The sequence below is a fragment of the Paenibacillus sp. O199 genome, assembly GCF_001636635.1.
Taxonomy (GTDB): Bacteria; Bacillota; Bacilli; order Paenibacillales; family Paenibacillaceae; genus Paenibacillus; species Paenibacillus marchantiae.
Genome location: NZ_LGRP01000007.1, coordinates 169,548 through 187,305 on the forward strand (window position 1 = coordinate 169,548; position 17,758 = coordinate 187,305).

Consider the following 17,758-nt stretch of genomic DNA (forward strand, 5'->3'; position numbering starts at 1 on the left):
GGGCTTTCAAAAAGGTAATCCACCAATTTTCAGGCATCGATGTCCATGATTTAAGTGCCCAGCGACATAGAAATATCATGTAAAACAACAAAAAAGCCGCCAAAAAGGCGACTATTTCCGTACACGTGCTATCCCTTAACCGCACCTAATGCAACGCTGCCTATAATTTGTCTGGAGAATATCGCAAAGACAATGATAATAGGCAAGATCGAGATCGCAACACCCAAATACAACAGTCCGTAATCCATTCCATAATATCCTTGTACCAGCGCAACGAGTACCGGAAGCGGATATTTATCCAGGGAGAAAAACAGGACCAGCGGCGTGAGAAAATTATTCCACGAACCGATAAAGGTGAATATACCAAGGGCCGATATGGCCGGGCCCAGAATGGGCAAGACAATCTGATTGAACGTGCGGAACTCCCCTGCACCATCTACACGTGCAGATTCAATAATCTCGTCTGGAATGCTGCTCTCCATAAATTGTTTGATAAAAAACACATTAAATGCATTCGCCGCTGCCGGCAAAATGATCGCTGCATAGCTGTCCAGCAAACCTAACATACTGAACAGACGATACATCCCAATCAGCGCGAGCTGCCCAGGCACCATCATGGTCGCAAGCAAGAACAGGAATAGCCAGTTGCGACCTTTGAACTTGAACTTGGCGAAGCCATAAGCCGTTAGTGAACCGATATACAAAGATAGCACCGTAGACGTTCCGGCAATGAAAAAGCTGTTGGCAAACCCGCGCCAGATATTGATTTTGGAAGCCATGTTCGTATAATTGTCCAGCAAGAAGGGGCCGGGCAGAAACGTAAATGTCGATGCAATCGTCGCATTATTATGCGTGGAATAGATGAGCATGAGATAAAATGGAATGATACAGAGCACGGCTAGGCCAATCAAACACAGATAAATAATGACTTTGCCCAGTGTCAGACGCCTCACAGTATCGTACTGCTGTAGAGTAACTTTTTGTTGTTCGACTGGTTTGACGGTTGGCATTTCATTTCCCCCTCCCTATGCACGGCTCTTGCGCTTCGTCATCATGAAGGATACGACCGATAGCAGGATAATGATGATGAACAGACAGAATGCAATGGCCGCCCCATAACCAAAACGTGTACTTTGGAATGCCACATTATACAGATACATAATACTCGTCATGGCTGCACGATCCGGACCACCCGTTCCATTCGTCAATGTAAACGGCTGATCGAAAATCTGAATACCCCCAATAATGGACGTGATCATCTGAAATAGAATGATTGGGCGGAGCATTGGAACGATGATATGAATGAAAATATGTTTCTTTTTCGCCCCATCCATTTGAGCGGCTTCCTGCAGTGCCGGATCAATACCCTGCAGCCCTGCCAGATAGATGACCATGGAGTAACCAAAGTATTGAAAGAACAGAATGGATGAAACAATCAGTCGCATAAACCAAGGATCATTTTTCCAGTTAATTGGATCATCGATAAGTCCAACTTGAACCAGAAAATGATTTAAACCGCCGGATTGCCAATCAAAGATCAGACTCACAAGCAGACCCAATGATGCAGCGGTAACGATGTTGGGAAAGAAATAAACCGCTCTGAAAAAGTCTCTTCCCTTAAGTAACTTGTCGTTGAGGATAAAGGCGAGTACAAGCGAAACAGTAAGTTGTGGGACCACAGAGACACCCCAGATAAAAAGAGTATTAAATAATGTCTTGTAGAACAAAGGATCTTGCAGAACAGCAATATAGTTACCCATTCCGACGAAGTCTGGCGTAGTAATCCCATCAAAGTTGGTGAAGCTGATATAGAGAGAATACAGAATGGGGTATAGCCCAAAAATGGCGAAAAGAATGAAAAACGGAGCAATGAAATAGTATCCGTAATGATCTTTGCGGATTGACTTGGCAAACATGATTTGTACCCCCAGTCATCGGATGATTAAAAGGCATTCGCTTACTTCTAAGCTAATCCACTTCCAGCTCCGGAAATCTCAATTTGACATCACGATTGATTCGTTTTACGGCTTCTTCTTTGGTCTGAATGTCATTATTGAGATACAACTGGAGAACATTTTTGAAGATGTCATTGTTAATGGTTGAATCATATTTGGTTCGCTCATATACAGGAACCTGCTTGGCTGCTTCCGAGAAAAACTCAAAATGCTTCTGCCCTCCCAAATACGCTGAAGATACAGATCCCGCAAGCTGATCATTCACGACCATGTTACTTGTGAAATAGTCCTGTTCCTTCGCCAGCCCAGAGAGAAATTCATGATCAAAGTTATAAAACTCAATAAACTTCCAGGCCAGATCCTTTTTGTCACTTTTGCTGTACATCGCAATATAAGTTCCACCGGCACTAAAAGCGGATGGCCCCGGCGCGAGACCCCAAAATCCTTCGGTATCCGGAGCGTTCGCCTTAAAGGTGTATTGCAACGCCCAGGTTGCTCCCGGATAGAACATCACTTGGCCTTTTTGCATCGAAGCCGCATATCCGGCACTACCATCATCCAACTCTGCAAGCACATGCCGCTGACGGGCTTCACGAACAAGGTCAAGCACCCTCATATAAGTGGGATCGATGACTAACTTCCCATCCTTAACCCAAGGGATACCATCATATGAATTGGATATCGCATTCCAGTTGGCAAGGGCATGAACTTTATTTCCACTCTCCTGCTCAACTCTCTCTCCAATCTCGAATATCTTCTCCCATGTATCAATTTGCGGCGCTACCTTCTCCGGATCGTCCGTACCCAAATATTCTTTGGCCAGATCTCTCCGATAATAAATACCTCCAGGCGTTCCCTGATAACCGATCGCTCTAATATTTCCTTCGCTATCCTTCTCATTAGCCTGCACAAAAGCATATTGCTCTGGAATTAATTCATTGGCGTTATACGGTGCTGCCGATAAATTCTCCAGATAAGGCACATCAATTAGCTCTCTTATATTTGCATTCTCGATCATAAACACATCCGGAGCCTTAGACGTTGTCTGTAGTGCAGACTTAAGCTTGGTGATGTAGAAATTGCCCGGAATATTGACAAAATTCACCTTAATGTTAGGATATTTCTTTTCGAATTTTTCAATAGCATAACCTGCTTCATCCGTAAAACTCCAGACGGTGATTTCCTCCTGCTTGGACTGGTTGGCTCCACTTGGTTGGCAGCCGGACACCATTAACACTGCGCTTACGAGTGCAATCATGGAGATATATTTAAGCTTAAACTTCTTCATGGGCCCCCTCCTTCAAAAAGGAAACGCTTACAATTTATTAGAGTATATGGATTTTGGAGAGGGCTTTCTCCCCAAATATTGTGAATCATCCTTCATATGTTGTGATATTTGTACGATGCTTCTTGCGAAATTCGGACGGGGTACAATCATTATATTTTTTGAACAGACGGTTGTATGAGTTCACATTGTTGAACCCATGACCAATGGCAATATCCAGAATAGATTCGTCGCGAAACAATAACGCCCATTCCGATTTGATTATTCGAAAATGATTCAGATATTCCATCAGTGTGATTCCTTTGATCTCTTTAAACAATTTACATACGTGAAACTTGCTGAATTTAATGTGCTCTGCGACTTGATCCAGTTTGACGGGTTCAGCGTAATGCTCCTCCAGGTATTCACAGACCGATTCAAGAAATTCAAATTTTTTGGAAGGCGTACAAAGGCATCCTGAAGTTAATTCATCTGTAATCGGTGCCTTTGTGCGCAGCATATGAACGATGAGATCATATAATCTGGCAACCATTAACCAGCGATACCCCGCCTGTTGATCTTTCTCTTCATTCGCTAAAGCATCTATATATTTCCCAAGATTTTTCTCATTACAAAGGTTGGACGGGATGACCGTCGTTTTGTTGAAAAGCTCCCCCAGGTCATGGGTTTCTTTTTCGGTTGTGAAGCTTCCCGTTAATAACTCCAGCCGAAACAGGATAATAGTTAAATGATCTGTACCTGGCAAGAAACAGTGAATGTCTCCCGGTTTAATAAGCAGCACATCTCCGCGTTCAAGGTCAAATACATGGTTATTGATGCCAATTCTCGCGCTTTTCCCATTGACTACAACCAATTCAACCTCTTCATGCCAGTGTGCGGCAAAATTAAACTGTTCCTCGGTATGAATTACCTTGATTGGAAAACCTTCAGTCATATGACCTGTTTCAAGAAAAGTAGGTACCCCCATCAAATCACCCTTTCCACATTTTCCAGTTCAACAATGATCTAGTTATCATTATTATGCATCAAGTATAGCTGTCCCTTCTAATCGAGATAAAAAACGATTGAAAAAACGAAAAAAAAGCTCCCCAACATTTGTTAAGGAGTCTCTATTATGAGTCTATCTTCTTAACAACCATGATCCTGAATAGTACCTGCTGAGAAGGATCAAAACAAAAAAGTCGCCTTATAGGGCGACTTCTTAAAAACTATAAGTATGATGTGAGGACAATAACGGATCGAGTCAGGTTCAACTTTTACCACTTTTCTTGATCCACTCATGCATGCTTTGCAAATTGGACTTGAAATACGTAGTGAAGAACCATTCCTGATAGGCTAATGGTACAGTAATTTCGTCCAAGCTTTGGTTTCTTTGAGCAGCATCGGTCACAATTTCCAATAGATCCGTTATGTAGTCCTTGACTTCATGTAGTGCGTTCAATGAACATACTTCTCCATGCCCCGGTACGATGATTTCTATATCCAGCTGTTCGACTTTGTTCAAAATATCCAGCCATTGCTGAGGATTAGCATACATGAGAACCGGATGATGTTTAGATAAGACCAGATCCCCCATTATCGCAATTCTGTCTTTCGGAATAAACACCAGGGCATCGCTTTGAGTATGACCTCCGCCAAAAGTAATAAGTTCAACACTGCGCTTACTGCCATGAATAGTCATGTGCTGATCAAACGTTGAGTTCGGTAATGAATATACCAGATCGGGGAGCATCTTCATATATTCACGGTCACTGGCATTATCCCATTGCATTTCCTGTCTTAACTTTTCGTTTGTCTCTCGTTGTATTTGTTCATCGAGTTCGTCTATAGCATCATATATCGCTTCAGGTTTTGCCAACTGCTGCGTTATCCTGTTCCTAACAAAAGTATCCATAATTTCGCGAGTAATCGATGTGGAAATAATCTGTGCTGCAGGGACAAATACTTGATTGCCACATGTGTGGTCACTATGCCAATGCGTGTTGATTACATAAGAAGCCTTTCTACCCGTGAGGTACTCAGCGGCTGCCTGCAAATCCTCTGCAGCCTGTATCGTCGTGAATGTGTCCACAACTAGCGTTTCATCGCCTAAGTCAACGATTGTGGCATTGCCCAATGAACCTGTACCGGGAACTGCAATCGCAGCAAATACACCCTCAGTAACCTCATTCAATCGGAAATGCCTTGAACCTGTGAATGCCCCTATTCCGCGCATTATGGATACCTCTCCTTTCTGAATCAAACGTCATTATATACTAAAACGATCGATTAACCCAGTCTGAATCGACAGCGGTTTTCTCAACCTCTTTCTGGTATAGCCATAGGCTATAGCTAGATATAACTTAATGGAATTACATTATAACTCCGGATATGTGATAACTTTTTGGTAACATATTGTAGAGGAGTTTTACGTCATGGCAAAAAGCAGTGTATTGGGATATCCACGAATTGGTGCGGATCGGGAATGGAAGAAAGCCTTGGAGGCATTCTGGTCAGGTAAGCTCGAAGAAACAGATTTTCAAGCAAAATTGCAGGAGATTCGGTTAGATCACCTGCGCAAGCAGCAAGAAAAAGGTATCGATCTTATTCCTGTCAATGATTTCAGTTACTATGATCACATTCTGGATACTGCCGTTATGTTCGGAATTGTTCCAAAACGGTTTGCATATGACGGTGGCGCTGTACCTTTGTCCGTCTATTACGGAATTGCACGGGGAACGAAAGATGCAGCAGCAAGTGAAATGACAAAATGGTTTAACACGAACTATCACTATATCGTGCCTGAACTGGACGGTGCTTCCCCTGCCCTTACGGAAAATAAACCACTTATTGCTTATCGCGAAGCTAAAGAGAAGCTCGGTATTGAAGGAAAACCGGTTCTTGTCGGACCGTTGACCTTCCTGAAGCTGTCCAAAGGATATGATAAATCCGAAACGAACGCTTGGCTGGACCGCCTGCTTCCGCTCTATGTACAAGTGCTTCAAGAGCTTGCAAATGAAGGAGTTCAGTGGGTACAGATTGACGAGCCAATCCTCGTTACCAAAACAAGTGATGCTGACCTAGATCTGCTGAGTAAAATTTATGAGACGTTTGCATCTGCTGTACCAGGTCTGAACATTATGCTGCAAACCTACTTTGAATCCGTAGAGAACTATAGCAACATTGTTGCCCTACCGGTTCAAGGTATCGGACTTGATTTTGTACATGGAGCTACGGGTAACATTCAGTCCATTCAAGCGTCCGGTTTCCCAGCGGATAAAGTTTTGGGTGCTGGGGTTATTGACGGCCGTGGGATCTGGAAAGCCTCTTTGCCAGGAAAACTGAAGCTGTTGGATGAACTGGCTGAACTCGTGGCACCTGAACGTTTAATCGTGCAATCCTCATGCAGTTTGCTTCATGTTCCGGTAACGACAGAGCGTGAAACTAAACTCACATCCGAACTGAAAAATGCTCTGGCGTTTGCAGATGAAAAGTTGGACGAGATCGTTCTGTTGACGAAAGCATTGTCTTCAAGAAACGCTGAAATCATCGCTGAAATTGAAAATTCCGATCGTACGATCCAGGCTCTCCAGCAATCTGAAGAGCGCAATCGTGTTGCTGTTCAAGAAGCCGTGGCTACACTCAGCGTTCAACAGCCGGAACGTTCCCGACCGTTTGCCGAGCGTCATATCGCGCAGCAGAACAAATGGAAATTGCCACTTTTCCCGACAACGACTATCGGCAGCTTCCCACAATCCGCAGAAGTGCGTAAAGCACGTCAATTGTGGCGTAAGGGTGAGTTGAACAATGAGCAGTATGCTGCCTTCATCCGGGATCAAATTGATATCTGGATCAAAATTCAGGAAGAGATCGAGATCGATGTTCTCGTACATGGTGAGTTTGAGCGTACCGACATGGTAGAGTTCTTTGGCGAAAAACTTGCAGGGTTTGCCTTTACACAATTCGGATGGGTTCAATCATACGGTTCCCGTTGCGTAAAACCACCAATTATTTTCGGAGACGTTGCATTTACCGGAGAAATGACCGTTGAAGAAACCAAATATGCACAGTCCCAGACACAACGTCCTGTAAAAGGTATGCTGACTGGACCGATCACCATCATGAACTGGTCATTTGTACGGGAAGACATTCCGCGCGAGCATATCGCATATCAATTGGCGTATGCACTGAGACAAGAAGTCGAAGCACTGGAGCAGGCAGGTATTGGCATGATCCAGGTCGACGAGCCTGCAGTTCGCGAAGGACTGCCGTTGAAGGAAAACGAGCAAGCCGATTATCTGGCTTGGGCTGTCAAAGCTTTCCGTATCTCTACTTGCACGGTTCAAGACACAACTCAAATTCACACACATATGTGCTATTGCGAATTCCATGACATGATTGATTCCATCGAAGCGATGGATGCCGATGTTATTTCGATCGAGACATCCCGCAGTCACGGTGAACTGATTCACAGCTTTGAGTTGAACACTTATAAACTGGGTATTGGACTTGGCGTATACGATATCCATAGCCCACGTGTTCCAAGTGTGGATGAAATGACAAGCATGATCGAACGCGCCTTGCGTGTGCTGGACCCTAAATTGTTCTGGATTAATCCGGATTGCGGTCTCAAAACTCGTGGACTCGAAGAAACCGTCGCTTCCTTGCGCAACATGGTTGATGCAACCAAGATTGCTCGTGAAAAGCACGTTGCAGCAACGGTTTAAGTTGAATAGATAAATAATTCAAGAATTCGTTTATAAAAGGCGGACATTCCTATGCTATGGAATGTCCGCCTTTTAATATCATTATTTCGCTGTCTGCTCAGCAAAATAATGATCCACTGCATATTTAAATGATTGAATAAAAACTGAAACTGCCTTTTTACTCACTTCTGCATTGGGTTGAATGATATCAAAGCCATGATAGCAGCCTTTGTAGAGTTCAAAATCAACAGGTACACCTGCTTTTCTTAAGTTTTCTACATATTGAATCGTTTCGTCTCGAAACGGTTCTAAATCACCAACAAAAGTGACTGTCGGAGGAAGATTGCTGTAGTCGGTAGCTCGGGCAGCAGCCGCATAGGGAGGTACATCCTTCCCTACCAATTCGCCAAGATACAATTTCCAAGCCCACTGATTATAATCAGAGTTCCAAATGGGGGCATTATTGTCCTTAGCGGATTCAGTAATCATTCTATCATCGATCATGGGATAAAGCGGCATTTGAAATGCAATGTTTACTTCTCCCTTATCTCTGGCGTAAAGAGTAAGTGCAGCGGTTAGACCCCCTCCAGCACTTTCTCCGCCTACCATGAGTTGATCCTCTCTAATCCCAAGTTCTTTCACATGGCTTTTCATCCATAAAAGGGTATCATAACAATCATTTAAAGCTGCTGGATAGGGAGCATCAATCGATAATTGATAATCTGGTGCAACGACTACACAGTTCCCTGCATCGATTAATTTTTTGTAGGTTGCCCCGAATTGCTCCGGGTTTCCCATGGCATATCCCCCTCCATGTATCCAAAGGACACCTGGCGCATTACCTTTGGCGTGTAGAGGTTTATAAATTCGAACACGTATCTTGGAGCCATCACTTGTACGTGGTATCCATTCTTCACTACACTGTAAACCGTCGATGTCTTTCCCCGCTGTTGAATCCGATCTTTTTTTGATTTTCCTCATCGAGTTAAGCCACTTTTCTTCATGAGAAGATTTCATTAATAAATCAATCAGTTTGCCTTTCAATCTTAATTGTTTATCAATCATTTTAGTTGTAACTCTTATCATATTCGCCATCCTTTCAGGAGTTTTCTAAAATCCGGTTCGCAAGTAGTTGAACATGTCATCCAAATATTGATCCAACGTCATCTCCCCAGGAGAATTTGTTGTCCCTTGCCCTGGAAGCAGCACGTTGATACTTCCGTCGAATATCGCGAGGACAGCGCCGTATACAGCCCCCGAAAGAAGATGGGAGTATCCTTGGGGATACCGTCCCTGGGATAAATCGGTTAGTGTTTCCTGAGCCGTAGCTTGCAAACGAGAAAGTACGCTGAGAAGATACGGTTCGAGCGTCGGGTACTGTTTGGTAAGCGATACGAGTTGACGCATTTTAGAAACATACTCTGCGGTTAGTGATCTCTTTATCAATACATATAGAGCATCCAACGGCAGTATGTTTTGTTGTGTAATTTCATTGAATGGCTCGTCATCGTAATGGTCTGTTGTAAGTATTGCCGCCATGGCTATCGCTTCTTCTTTACAAGAGAAATGGTTGGCAAACGTTTTTCTGGAGTACCCAGCCCTTTGAACGAGATGATCGATAATGAATCCATCCAATCCCCGCTCAACCGCAAGTTCAAACGCTGCGCTGGCCAGCGCTTTGGTGGTTGCCTCTCTTTTGATATCACGCAAACTTAATTTATTCATCGCTAAATAATGCCCGCCCTTCTGTTAGGGTAGATTTAGTCTTCATTCCTTCATGATAACACTATTACCCATTGTGTATTATTACACAATGGGTAATCAAATATTTCTTTTCAGTTTTATGTTCCATTTGGCCGCTCTCAGTTCTCATCAATGGCAAGCTCTATGAGCTGGTTAAGAATATCTGCATAAGTCATGCCGCTAGCTTGGAGCATGTTAGGATAGCGGGAATTCGACGTGAAACCAGGTATCGTGTTAACTTCATTGAACACCATTCTTCCGTCAGTGGTCAGGAACATATCTACTCGCGCAAACCCTCTGCACCCAAGCGTTTTATAAATAGTCAAGGCACTCTCTTTAACCTTCATTGCAGTGTCCTCATTAATGCGGGCTGGCAAGTGAATCTTCGAACTGATCAAGGAGTACTTTTCCGAGAAGTCAAAAAAGTGCCCCTGTAGTTCAATCTCATCAATCATGCCGATTTTGGGATCAGAATTGCCCAATACAGCACACCCCACTTCAAAACCATTAATATTTTGCTCAATGACAACTTTGCTGTCGTGTATGAAGGCGTGTTCAATTCCAGTAATCAACTCTTTCCTATTGTTCACCTTCGATATGCCTAATGATGATCCTGATCTAGCCGGCTTAACAAAGAGTGGGAAGCCCAGTGCTTCTGCTTCTGATAACACTTCTTCCATCCGTTCACTCCTATGTATTGTAAGGGAACACGGCGTATCTATGCCTGCTGCCTGCACCAGTTTATGAGCCAGTTCCTTGTCCATACATAACGCAGAGGATAACATGCCACATCCAACAAACGGTATACCCGACAGTTCCAATAATCCTTGCAAGGTTCCATCCTCACCGTATTTGCCGTGAAGCACTGGAAATACAACATCAATCGTTGTTACATGATATTCCGTATGAACTAGCTCAATGAGTCCTCTGACTTCTCTACTCGGCGAGAAAAAGGATGGGATACAACTCGGATGCAAATACCACCGATCATTGCGAATATCCTCAACCGTTCCACTATATCTGAGCCAAGAACCTTGTTGTGTAATTCCAATTAACACAAGATTGTATTTTTCGGTATCCAAATTTTCAATCACTGAAGCGGCTGAGCTCAAAGAAACGTTATACTCACCTGAACATCCGCCAAACAATACCGCAATCGACTTCTTCTGCATCGTAAAAGCCTCCTAAAATGTGATATGAATCTAGATCATCCTTATTGCTATAACTTAATTTTTAGAGAATGTCGTAACAATGAATCCTTCACGATTCGTTCCTGATATGCGATAAGAATCACAACTCAAGATCGGGATATGGCTAGATGTCCCTTTATCCGCGGGAACATAATATATCTGGATTGTCATGTCCTTTTCTTTAATCGTAAGCTGCTCTCCAGAGTACCGATATTGCTGTACAAAATCGATGTACTCCTCTAAACATAGATTGTTCTCTTCCATGATTTTGGAATGGGGATATCCTACATATCTAAAATGCCATGGCTCATAAGCAATACGCGTGATTGATTCTTTTTCTTGTTTATATCGAAGGATAAAACCGAATTGTATGGCATGTTGTCTGAAGGACTTGTAAATGCCTGTATCCGGAAAGGAAGGAGCAATAAAATCGATATTCGATTTCAATTTACCTACATCGATAGCCAACCCCGTTTGGTGTTCACTATGGTCAGGTAAGGCTACGTATTTGGAAGTATATTCCGAACCTTGTTCTATCAAACAATCTTGATAGATCTGGACTTGATCTTCTTTTGTTCGATATGCGCTGACGGCGACAATTTCATCCGTCCCCCCACAAGCTTTAAGCAGAGCATGAAATTGATTGAAACACTGCTTCTCCAGAAGCATCTCCTCATTTAACTTCTTTATTGAAGGCAAGGAATCCAATGACTCTAGTTGATGGACTTGTACTTGCCTTCTGATTGGGTTTTGATCATTTATTAACACTAAGTGCCCTTGAAATCGCTCTTCGTTACTTACGCTGATTTCAATATGTTTTTGTACGACTTCCCGTGATTTCATGATGAACTCCCCCACCTTCTTTATAAATTCGTAACACTCTGTCCGTGATGGAACTCGTTATTTCTTGAGAGACACCACCGTTATGATTGGCCAGTTCCTGAATCTGAATTTCTTGGTCACCTGAATAGCCAATGAAGGTCACCTTTGATCCTTCCGGAAAATACATGGGAAGCTTGACCATCAATTGATCCATGGAGATTTTTCCTATAATTTCTGCACGATACCCCTCCACTAACACCTCCGAATTTTGCATTCTCTGCGACCATCCATCCGCATAGCCGATAGGTACTGTTCCGATCCATTGATCTGAGTCTGTTTGATAAGCATTGTTGTAGCCCACATATTCGCCTTTTTTTAATCTTTTCGTTTGCAAGAGTCTACTGTGTAAACTGAATGCTGGCTTTAGTTGGATGTTAGGCACTAATTTTTCCGGATAAAAGCCATAGATTGCAGCTCCTATTCGAGCCATATCCATGCACAATTCCGGAAATCGAAGTGCTGCTACACTTCCCGCACAGTGATAATGATTGATCGGAATCCGCGATATACTGCTCCACTCTTTCATTTCCAGGAAGCGTTGAATCTGAAGCTGTAGATAAAAGTTGCCTGCCTCACCTGCAGTCGCGAAGTGGGTATAGAACCCGTCGACTACTACATCTGATGCTCTGAGCCAAGGAACCATTTCTTGCCACTCTTCTTGCGTGCGTATACCGATTCGCCCAAGTCCAGTATCCATTTTCACATGCACAGATAACCTATGCGCGGTATGAACAGGCTTGTATTTTCTCATCTCATGAAACCAAGACGCTTGTGTAACGGTAAGCATCAAATCATGTTCCAGAGCCAAAGGTACAAATTCAGGACGAATCGGAGTCAAAATAAGAATCGGTTGTTTTAAGCCGGCATTTCTAATGCGGATGGCTTCTTCAATGAAGGCACACGCTAAATAATCCGCGCCTGCCTCTACTGCTTCTTTGGCTGTCTCGATATCTCCATGCCCGTATGCATTTGCTTTAACAACGGCCATTAATTTGGTCGAACGGGGTAGAAATTTGCGGATCTCTATGATATTTTTGCGAATTTGCGTTAAATCTATTTCAGCCCAAGTATCTCGGTACATCCGAATGATCTCCTCATCCGAATAGATAGCTTGTTTTCACTTAATATTTTCAGTAGATCCGCATATGCACTTTTCATTGTTTGGCCTCCTAAAGGTGTGAATGTAGTGCGTTGAATTGATTTAAGTGTATATTAAGGCCACTTCAGCTCCTATCGATCAAACTTACACAAAACTGACAACGATGTAAGATTACAGATTTGCACATCTCATAGTTACAACAAAAAAGCCTGCGCTAGGGCAGGCTTCTTCCATTATTGCGGATTTTCATTACTCATCCAGCTGTCGACATGCAGTGGTTCACTGTAGTCTTCCCGGTCAGTAAATTCTTTCAGGTGTTTCTCTGCATCTGCACGATTCTCAAAGGCACCCATAACGACGGTGAATTTCCCATTTTGGGTCTGCACTACGCTGCTGCCATCGGCAGAATACTGTTCAGCCAACATAGCCAATGCTTCACCCTGCTCCATGTCTTCGCTCCGTACGAAGAAAAGTTTATGCGACTGCGTTGACTTCCCGTCGGAAGAAAGCTTCAATTGAATATATCCAGGCTGCTGATACTCTGACACGGAATAATCCACATCATCTTTAAGTTCAACCACAAAGCCAATCGCAGAATCATCCAAAATGATATTTTGATAGACATCTTTTACATTCTTAAGTTCTTTAATATCCTTCTCCAACTTGTCATAATCCAGATGACGTACCCCATTGAAGGTGAAGATCAGACGATTCGGCCCTTCTTTGTGATCCACAGTATACGATGGAGCAGAGGTGATCTGTTCACCATCGATCTGAAAATTAATGTTTAGTGTATCCGATTCTTTGGTCGTTGTAACCGAAACCCCATCTGTGCGCTCCCCGCCCCCACCAACTTGCAAAATTTTGACGACAGAACCTATAACAGGTACATCGGATAATGCCTTGGCTACACCTGGAACGTTAGCTGTTATCATCACCGCAGCACAGGCAGCAACCAGGGATGAACTACGCCAGATCATCATTTTTCTTCGCTTTTGGTTTCGTGCGCGCTGACGGGCTTGCTGAATAACTCCGGAAAGGCCGGATGGGATATTGATCTGTTCATATCGTTCTTTTCCTGTCATGTAAAATCAACCTCTTCCTTGGTCAGATGTTTTTTGAGTTTGTTTAAGATCTTATAGAACCTGGTCTTCACCGTGCTTTCCGGCAGGGACAGTACCTCCGCCATATCCTTGAATCGCTGATCCTGGAAAAATTTCAAAACGATAAATGCCCTATCTTCGGGATGCAGATGATCAAGTGCTTCGTATAAATCCCATTGCTCTTCAAGCCCCATGGAACTTTCCTCGGCTGCAAACGGTATTGTACTGTCTTCCATATACGTGTATTTCTTCTTTCGTCTGATGTGATCCAGAGAACAGTTGATGACAATCCGGGTCATCCAGGTTTCAAAATAATCAGGACTTTTCACTTTTTCATAAGATAGAAAACCTTTATAAGATGCCTCAGATATAATTTCCAAGGCTTCCTGTTCATTTTTCACATAAGAGAACGCGAAGCGATAAAGCTTTTCTTTACATGCCTCCAAACGATCACTGAACTGCTGTTCAGTTAGTGCTGTACTTTCCTTACTCAGTTTGTCCACCCCCGTTGCGACTGTATATTTTGATTATTGCCGCATTTTTAATAAAGCTTACTTTGTATGTTGTTTCGCATGTTAGACAGCTGAGAGTCGAAAATAGTTTTAAAGAAATGAATTTTTTTATTTGGGAACAAGAACTTATATCGTCCCAAACGAAAAAAAGCCGCCAATAGGCGACTTCTTTTCTCTTTCTTCATTAGGGAGACCAGCAATTGAAAATCAGACTGAAACAGCTGTTTTCATATTGTTATGGAGGTCTTATCTAACGTCTTCTCTTTTTGAAAATGACTTATACCCGGGCGATCCAGCCCAAGATGATCACGAAGCGTGCTGCCCGTATAATCCGTGCGGAAGAGTCCACGTGCTTGAAGAATCGGCACCACATGATCCACAAATTCATTCAAATCTCCCGGCAGAACAGGTGGCATGATGTTAAATCCGTCGCAACCATATTCTTCAAACCATTGTTGCATCAAATCAGCCAGTTGTTCATAGGTCCCCACAAACTGCATGTGCCCTCTTGCCCCTACCAGCCTCCGACCCAGCTCGAGAATGGACAACTTATCTTTTCGTGCCATGTCCATAATCAGCTGTACCCGGCTTTTCATGCCATTGGAAGCTTCTACGGGATCTGGAATGTCAGGCAACTGGCCTTCAACAGGATACTCCGAAAGGTCAAACTTAAGCATTCCAGATAACAAACCAACTGCTGCTGCCGGAGGGATTAATTCCTGCAGCTCTCCATATTTTCGCTGAGCTTCCTCCTCCGTCTTACCCAGAATCGGTGATAAACCAGGCATTATTTTCATGCTGCTTTGTTCGCGTCCATATAGAGCGAGTTTGGATTTGACGTTATTATAGAACTCTTTCGCAGCATTCAGAGACTGTTGGGCCGTGAAAATCACTTCACCATAGTTGGCAGCAAAATCCTGTCCCGGTCCGGATGATCCAGCTTGGATGAGTACAGGGTATCCTTGCGGCGAACGAGGTACATTGATCGTACCTTGGGTGGAATACCACTGCCCTTTATATGAAACTTCCTTTAATTTAGATGGGTCCGCAAATAGTCCAGCCTGCCGATCCACAATTAAGGAGTGATCTTCCCAACTATCCCAGAGCAGAGTGGCTACTTCGACAAATTCCCGCGCCATTTTATATCGAAGCCCATGCTCAGGATGCTCTGTTCGTCCATAGTTATTTGCTTCAACATCCAATTGGGAGGTCACGATGTTCCATCCTGCGCGGCCTTCACTGATATGGTCCAATGTGGCAAATTTTCGAGCTACGTTATACGGCTCGTTATAGGTAGTCGACACCGTGGCGCTCAAACCCAGCTTTTCTGTATCCGTAGCCAATGCCGACAGGAGCGTTAGCGGGTCCAGCATCCCTGCAGCCGATTGATCAGCACCCATTACATAGAGAAGATCAGCCAGAAACATCATATCAAACTTGCCTCGTTCAGCTGTCTGTGCGATGGATCGGTAAAATTTATAATCAAAAATCTGTTCAGCTCCTGAATCCGAGCGGCGCCAGCCGTAGTGATGATGACCTGTATAATAAATGAATGCTCCTAGATGAAGCTGCTCTTGTCTCGTCCCCATATAAATCTTCCCTTCTTGTTTCAATTATCGGATTACCCCTTGAACGTATCTCGCCAGCTTAGCCAGCTGTCTTCAAGCAGTCGCACAGCCGAATCCGAGAGCTTGCCTACAACCGCAAAGACTACAATACCGACAAATACAATATCCGTTTGTGAGTAAGCACGAGCATCCTGTATCATGTAGCCGACGCCTGCACTGGTTCCCATCATTTCAGCCACAACAAGGACTAGCCACGCCGCGCCCAAAGACAGTCTCACTCCTAGCAGAATATTAGGAAGTGCCGCAGGGATAATGAGCTTGCCAAGGAGCTCCCATCTTGAATACTGGTAAATCCGGGAGACTTCAATCAGCTTCATATCAACATTTCGTATACCGAGAAATGTATTCACATAAACAGGAAAAAACGCGCCTAGCGAAATCATTAGAATTTTTGAAAACTCACCTACACCAAACCATAAAATGAATAATGGAATGAGGGAAAGAAGCGGGATCATCCGCAGCATCTGTAATGAAGGGTCAAGTGTGCGCTCCGCCAATTTTCCAAGCCCTGTGGATAGGCCTAGCATGAGCCCCGTAGCTGTTCCAAGCAGAAAACCCAAGCCCGCTCGATAGGAGCTGATCCCGAGATGTTCCAGCAACTCGCCGTTCAAGATTAGACGGATGAACTGCTCTGCAATCTTGGAAGGAGCAGGTAGCATGGTCGCTGAAACCAGCTGAAGGGCAGAAGCCAATTCCCAGATGAGGAGAATAGCCAACGGAATAATCCACCCGTGAAGACGACCCGGAATTCTGCTCAGCCAATCTCCTGCTCGTTCGGTTTGTTTACCAATCTCCAGCTTGCTCATTTTGCTTCTTCTCCTTTAAAACCGTCTTGCCACCGTAGCGCTCTCGCCTCCAGAAGCTTAATGATGGAATCTGACAGTTTGCCCACGACAGCAAAAACAATGATTCCCACAAACACTACGGTGGTGAGTGAGAACGATCTAGCATCATTGATCAGATATCCCAAGCCTGCACTAGAACCCATCAATTCCGCAACGACCAGACCCAGCCAGGCGACACTGACGGATAAACGTATCCCCAGAAAGATATTCGGCAGAGATGCTGGAAGAATTAACTTCGTGATCATCTGCCATTTGCTGAATTGCAGCACCTTTCCTACATCAAATAACTTGCTGTCAACGGATCGGATACCCAGAAAAGTATTAACATACAGTGGAAAGAAAGAGCCTTTGGCTATCAGCAGCAATTTTGAAGTTTCACCGAAACCGAACCACAAAATGAACAAGGGGGCAATGGCCAAGTGCGGCAGCGTCCGCAGCATTTGAAAAGAAGGGTCCAACAGTCGCTCTGTCTTGTAAGAAAATCCGACCCACAAGCCCATGCTTAGACCAAGACCGCCTCCGATTAGAAAACCAAGTAGAGCTCTCCACGTCGATATGCCCAAATGCCTCACAAGTTCACCCGTCTCCGTCATGCTGACAAGCTCTTTCCATATGCTGCTTGGCGTTGGAAGCAGCACCGGGTTCAAATACCCCATAGCCCCGGCTACCTCCCACACGATTAACAAAGACACCGGAACGATAAGCCCTAGTCCCATATTGCTAGCTCTTAAGTAAAGCTTTCTCCTCTTAACCGAATTCTTCTTTTGAATTAAAGGCGGGATAACCGCCTTTTCCGCACGCATTTGCATCTAGTGAACGCCTCTCTTCTAT

At 43.9% G+C, this 17,758-nt stretch carries 16 protein-coding genes; 1 reads left to right on the top strand and 15 read right to left on the bottom strand.

Annotated features, from left to right (window positions below; genetic code table 11):
* Positions 1 to 128: 128 nt before the first annotated feature.
* The 5 genes from A6049_RS13140 to A6049_RS13160 form a co-directional block, all read right to left on the bottom strand.
* Complete coding sequence (locus A6049_RS13140; protein ID WP_063565077.1) at positions 129 to 1,010, bottom strand: carbohydrate ABC transporter permease; 882 nt, start codon at positions 1,008 to 1,010, stop codon at positions 129 to 131.
* A gap of 15 nt (positions 1,011 to 1,025) precedes the next feature.
* Positions 1,026 to 1,916 carry a carbohydrate ABC transporter permease gene (locus A6049_RS13145; protein ID WP_063565078.1) on the bottom strand — a complete coding sequence of 297 codons (891 nt, stop codon included), beginning with the start codon at positions 1,914 to 1,916 and terminating at the stop codon, positions 1,026 to 1,028.
* Positions 1,917 to 1,968: 52 nt separating this feature from the next.
* Positions 1,969 to 3,243, bottom strand: coding sequence for an ABC transporter substrate-binding protein (locus A6049_RS13150; protein ID WP_063565079.1), 1,275 nt, complete (start codon positions 3,241 to 3,243; stop codon positions 1,969 to 1,971).
* A gap of 85 nt (positions 3,244 to 3,328) precedes the next feature.
* The gene (locus tag A6049_RS13155; RefSeq protein WP_063565080.1) at positions 3,329 to 4,207 is read right to left on the bottom strand and encodes an AraC family transcriptional regulator; all 879 of its coding nucleotides are present in this window, start codon (positions 4,205 to 4,207) and stop codon (positions 3,329 to 3,331) included.
* A 282-nt stretch (positions 4,208 to 4,489) separates the two neighbouring features.
* On the bottom strand, positions 4,490 to 5,455 hold the full coding sequence (locus tag A6049_RS13160; protein ID WP_063565081.1) for an MBL fold metallo-hydrolase: 966 nt from the start codon (positions 5,453 to 5,455) through the stop codon (positions 4,490 to 4,492).
* A gap of 199 nt (positions 5,456 to 5,654) precedes the next feature.
* On the opposite strand from A6049_RS13160, the gene metE reads away from it, so the two are divergent.
* Positions 5,655 to 7,946 carry a 5-methyltetrahydropteroyltriglutamate--homocysteine S-methyltransferase gene (metE, locus tag A6049_RS13165; RefSeq protein WP_063565082.1) on the top strand — a complete coding sequence of 764 codons (2,292 nt, stop codon included), beginning with the start codon at positions 5,655 to 5,657 and terminating at the stop codon, positions 7,944 to 7,946.
* Positions 7,947 to 8,027: 81 nt separating this feature from the next.
* Here metE and A6049_RS13170 read toward each other — a convergent pair whose 3' ends face one another.
* The 10 genes from A6049_RS13170 to A6049_RS13215 form a co-directional block, all read right to left on the bottom strand.
* Positions 8,028 to 9,011 carry an alpha/beta hydrolase gene (locus A6049_RS13170; RefSeq protein WP_240321387.1) on the bottom strand — a complete coding sequence of 328 codons (984 nt, stop codon included), beginning with the start codon at positions 9,009 to 9,011 and terminating at the stop codon, positions 8,028 to 8,030.
* A 24-nt stretch (positions 9,012 to 9,035) separates the two neighbouring features.
* Complete coding sequence (locus A6049_RS13175) at positions 9,036 to 9,650, bottom strand: TetR/AcrR family transcriptional regulator (protein WP_063565083.1); 615 nt, start codon at positions 9,648 to 9,650, stop codon at positions 9,036 to 9,038.
* Between the two features lie 137 nt (positions 9,651 to 9,787).
* Positions 9,788 to 10,840 carry a D-alanine--D-serine ligase VanG gene (gene vanG / locus A6049_RS13180; protein WP_063565084.1) on the bottom strand — a complete coding sequence of 351 codons (1,053 nt, stop codon included), beginning with the start codon at positions 10,838 to 10,840 and terminating at the stop codon, positions 9,788 to 9,790.
* Positions 10,841 to 10,894: 54 nt separating this feature from the next.
* Entirely contained in the window at positions 10,895 to 11,701 is an 807-nt protein-coding gene (locus A6049_RS13185; RefSeq protein ID WP_063565085.1) for a D-alanyl-D-alanine carboxypeptidase family protein, read from the bottom strand.
* The gene (gene alr / locus A6049_RS13190) at positions 11,667 to 12,821 is read right to left on the bottom strand and encodes an alanine racemase (RefSeq protein ID WP_063565086.1); all 1,155 of its coding nucleotides are present in this window, start codon (positions 12,819 to 12,821) and stop codon (positions 11,667 to 11,669) included. Before alr ends, A6049_RS13185 begins: the two co-directional genes overlap by 35 nt.
* Positions 12,822 to 13,072: 251 nt before the next feature.
* On the bottom strand, positions 13,073 to 13,924 hold the full coding sequence (locus A6049_RS13195; RefSeq protein ID WP_063565087.1) for a hypothetical protein: 852 nt from the start codon (positions 13,922 to 13,924) through the stop codon (positions 13,073 to 13,075).
* The gene (locus A6049_RS13200; protein ID WP_063565088.1) at positions 13,921 to 14,445 is read right to left on the bottom strand and encodes a sigma-70 family RNA polymerase sigma factor; all 525 of its coding nucleotides are present in this window, start codon (positions 14,443 to 14,445) and stop codon (positions 13,921 to 13,923) included. Before A6049_RS13200 ends, A6049_RS13195 begins: the two co-directional genes overlap by 4 nt.
* Before the next feature lie 236 nt (positions 14,446 to 14,681).
* The gene (locus A6049_RS13205; protein WP_063565233.1) at positions 14,682 to 16,043 is read right to left on the bottom strand and encodes an LLM class flavin-dependent oxidoreductase; all 1,362 of its coding nucleotides are present in this window, start codon (positions 16,041 to 16,043) and stop codon (positions 14,682 to 14,684) included.
* Positions 16,044 to 16,075: 32 nt separating this feature from the next.
* A complete protein-coding gene (locus A6049_RS13210) occupies positions 16,076 to 16,888 on the bottom strand; it encodes an ABC transporter permease (protein WP_063565089.1) in 813 nt (270 codons plus the stop codon).
* The gene (locus A6049_RS13215; protein WP_063565234.1) at positions 16,885 to 17,730 is read right to left on the bottom strand and encodes an ABC transporter permease; all 846 of its coding nucleotides are present in this window, start codon (positions 17,728 to 17,730) and stop codon (positions 16,885 to 16,887) included. Before A6049_RS13215 ends, A6049_RS13210 begins: the two co-directional genes overlap by 4 nt.
* Positions 17,731 to 17,758: the final 28 nt, after the last annotated feature.

Bases quoted from the DNA above. Each gene is read 5' to 3' on its own strand.
- A6049_RS13140 (WP_063565077.1), bottom strand. From the start codon at position 1,010: ATGCCAACCGTCAAACCAGTCGAACAACAAAAAGTTACTCTACAGCAG.
- A6049_RS13145 (WP_063565078.1), bottom strand. From the start codon at position 1,916: ATGTTTGCCAAGTCAATCCGCAAAGATCATTACGGATACTATTTCATT.
- A6049_RS13150 (WP_063565079.1), bottom strand. From the start codon at position 3,243: ATGAAGAAGTTTAAGCTTAAATATATCTCCATGATTGCACTCGTAAGC.
- A6049_RS13155 (WP_063565080.1), bottom strand. From the start codon at position 4,207: ATGGGGGTACCTACTTTTCTTGAAACAGGTCATATGACTGAAGGTTTT.
- A6049_RS13160 (WP_063565081.1), bottom strand. From the start codon at position 5,455: ATGCGCGGAATAGGGGCATTCACAGGTTCAAGGCATTTCCGATTGAAT.
- metE (WP_063565082.1), top strand. From the start codon at position 5,655: ATGGCAAAAAGCAGTGTATTGGGATATCCACGAATTGGTGCGGATCGG.
- A6049_RS13170 (WP_240321387.1), bottom strand. From the start codon at position 9,011: ATGATAAGAGTTACAACTAAAATGATTGATAAACAATTAAGATTGAAA.
- A6049_RS13175 (WP_063565083.1), bottom strand. From the start codon at position 9,650: ATGAATAAATTAAGTTTGCGTGATATCAAAAGAGAGGCAACCACCAAA.
- vanG (WP_063565084.1), bottom strand. From the start codon at position 10,840: ATGCAGAAGAAGTCGATTGCGGTATTGTTTGGCGGATGTTCAGGTGAG.
- A6049_RS13185 (WP_063565085.1), bottom strand. From the start codon at position 11,701: ATGAAATCACGGGAAGTCGTACAAAAACATATTGAAATCAGCGTAAGT.
- alr (WP_063565086.1), bottom strand. From the start codon at position 12,821: ATGTACCGAGATACTTGGGCTGAAATAGATTTAACGCAAATTCGCAAA.
- A6049_RS13195 (WP_063565087.1), bottom strand. From the start codon at position 13,924: ATGACAGGAAAAGAACGATATGAACAGATCAATATCCCATCCGGCCTT.
- A6049_RS13205 (WP_063565233.1), bottom strand. From the start codon at position 16,043: ATGGGGACGAGACAAGAGCAGCTTCATCTAGGAGCATTCATTTATTAT.
- A6049_RS13210 (WP_063565089.1), bottom strand. From the start codon at position 16,888: ATGAGCAAGCTGGAGATTGGTAAACAAACCGAACGAGCAGGAGATTGG.
- A6049_RS13215 (WP_063565234.1), bottom strand. From the start codon at position 17,730: ATGCGTGCGGAAAAGGCGGTTATCCCGCCTTTAATTCAAAAGAAGAAT.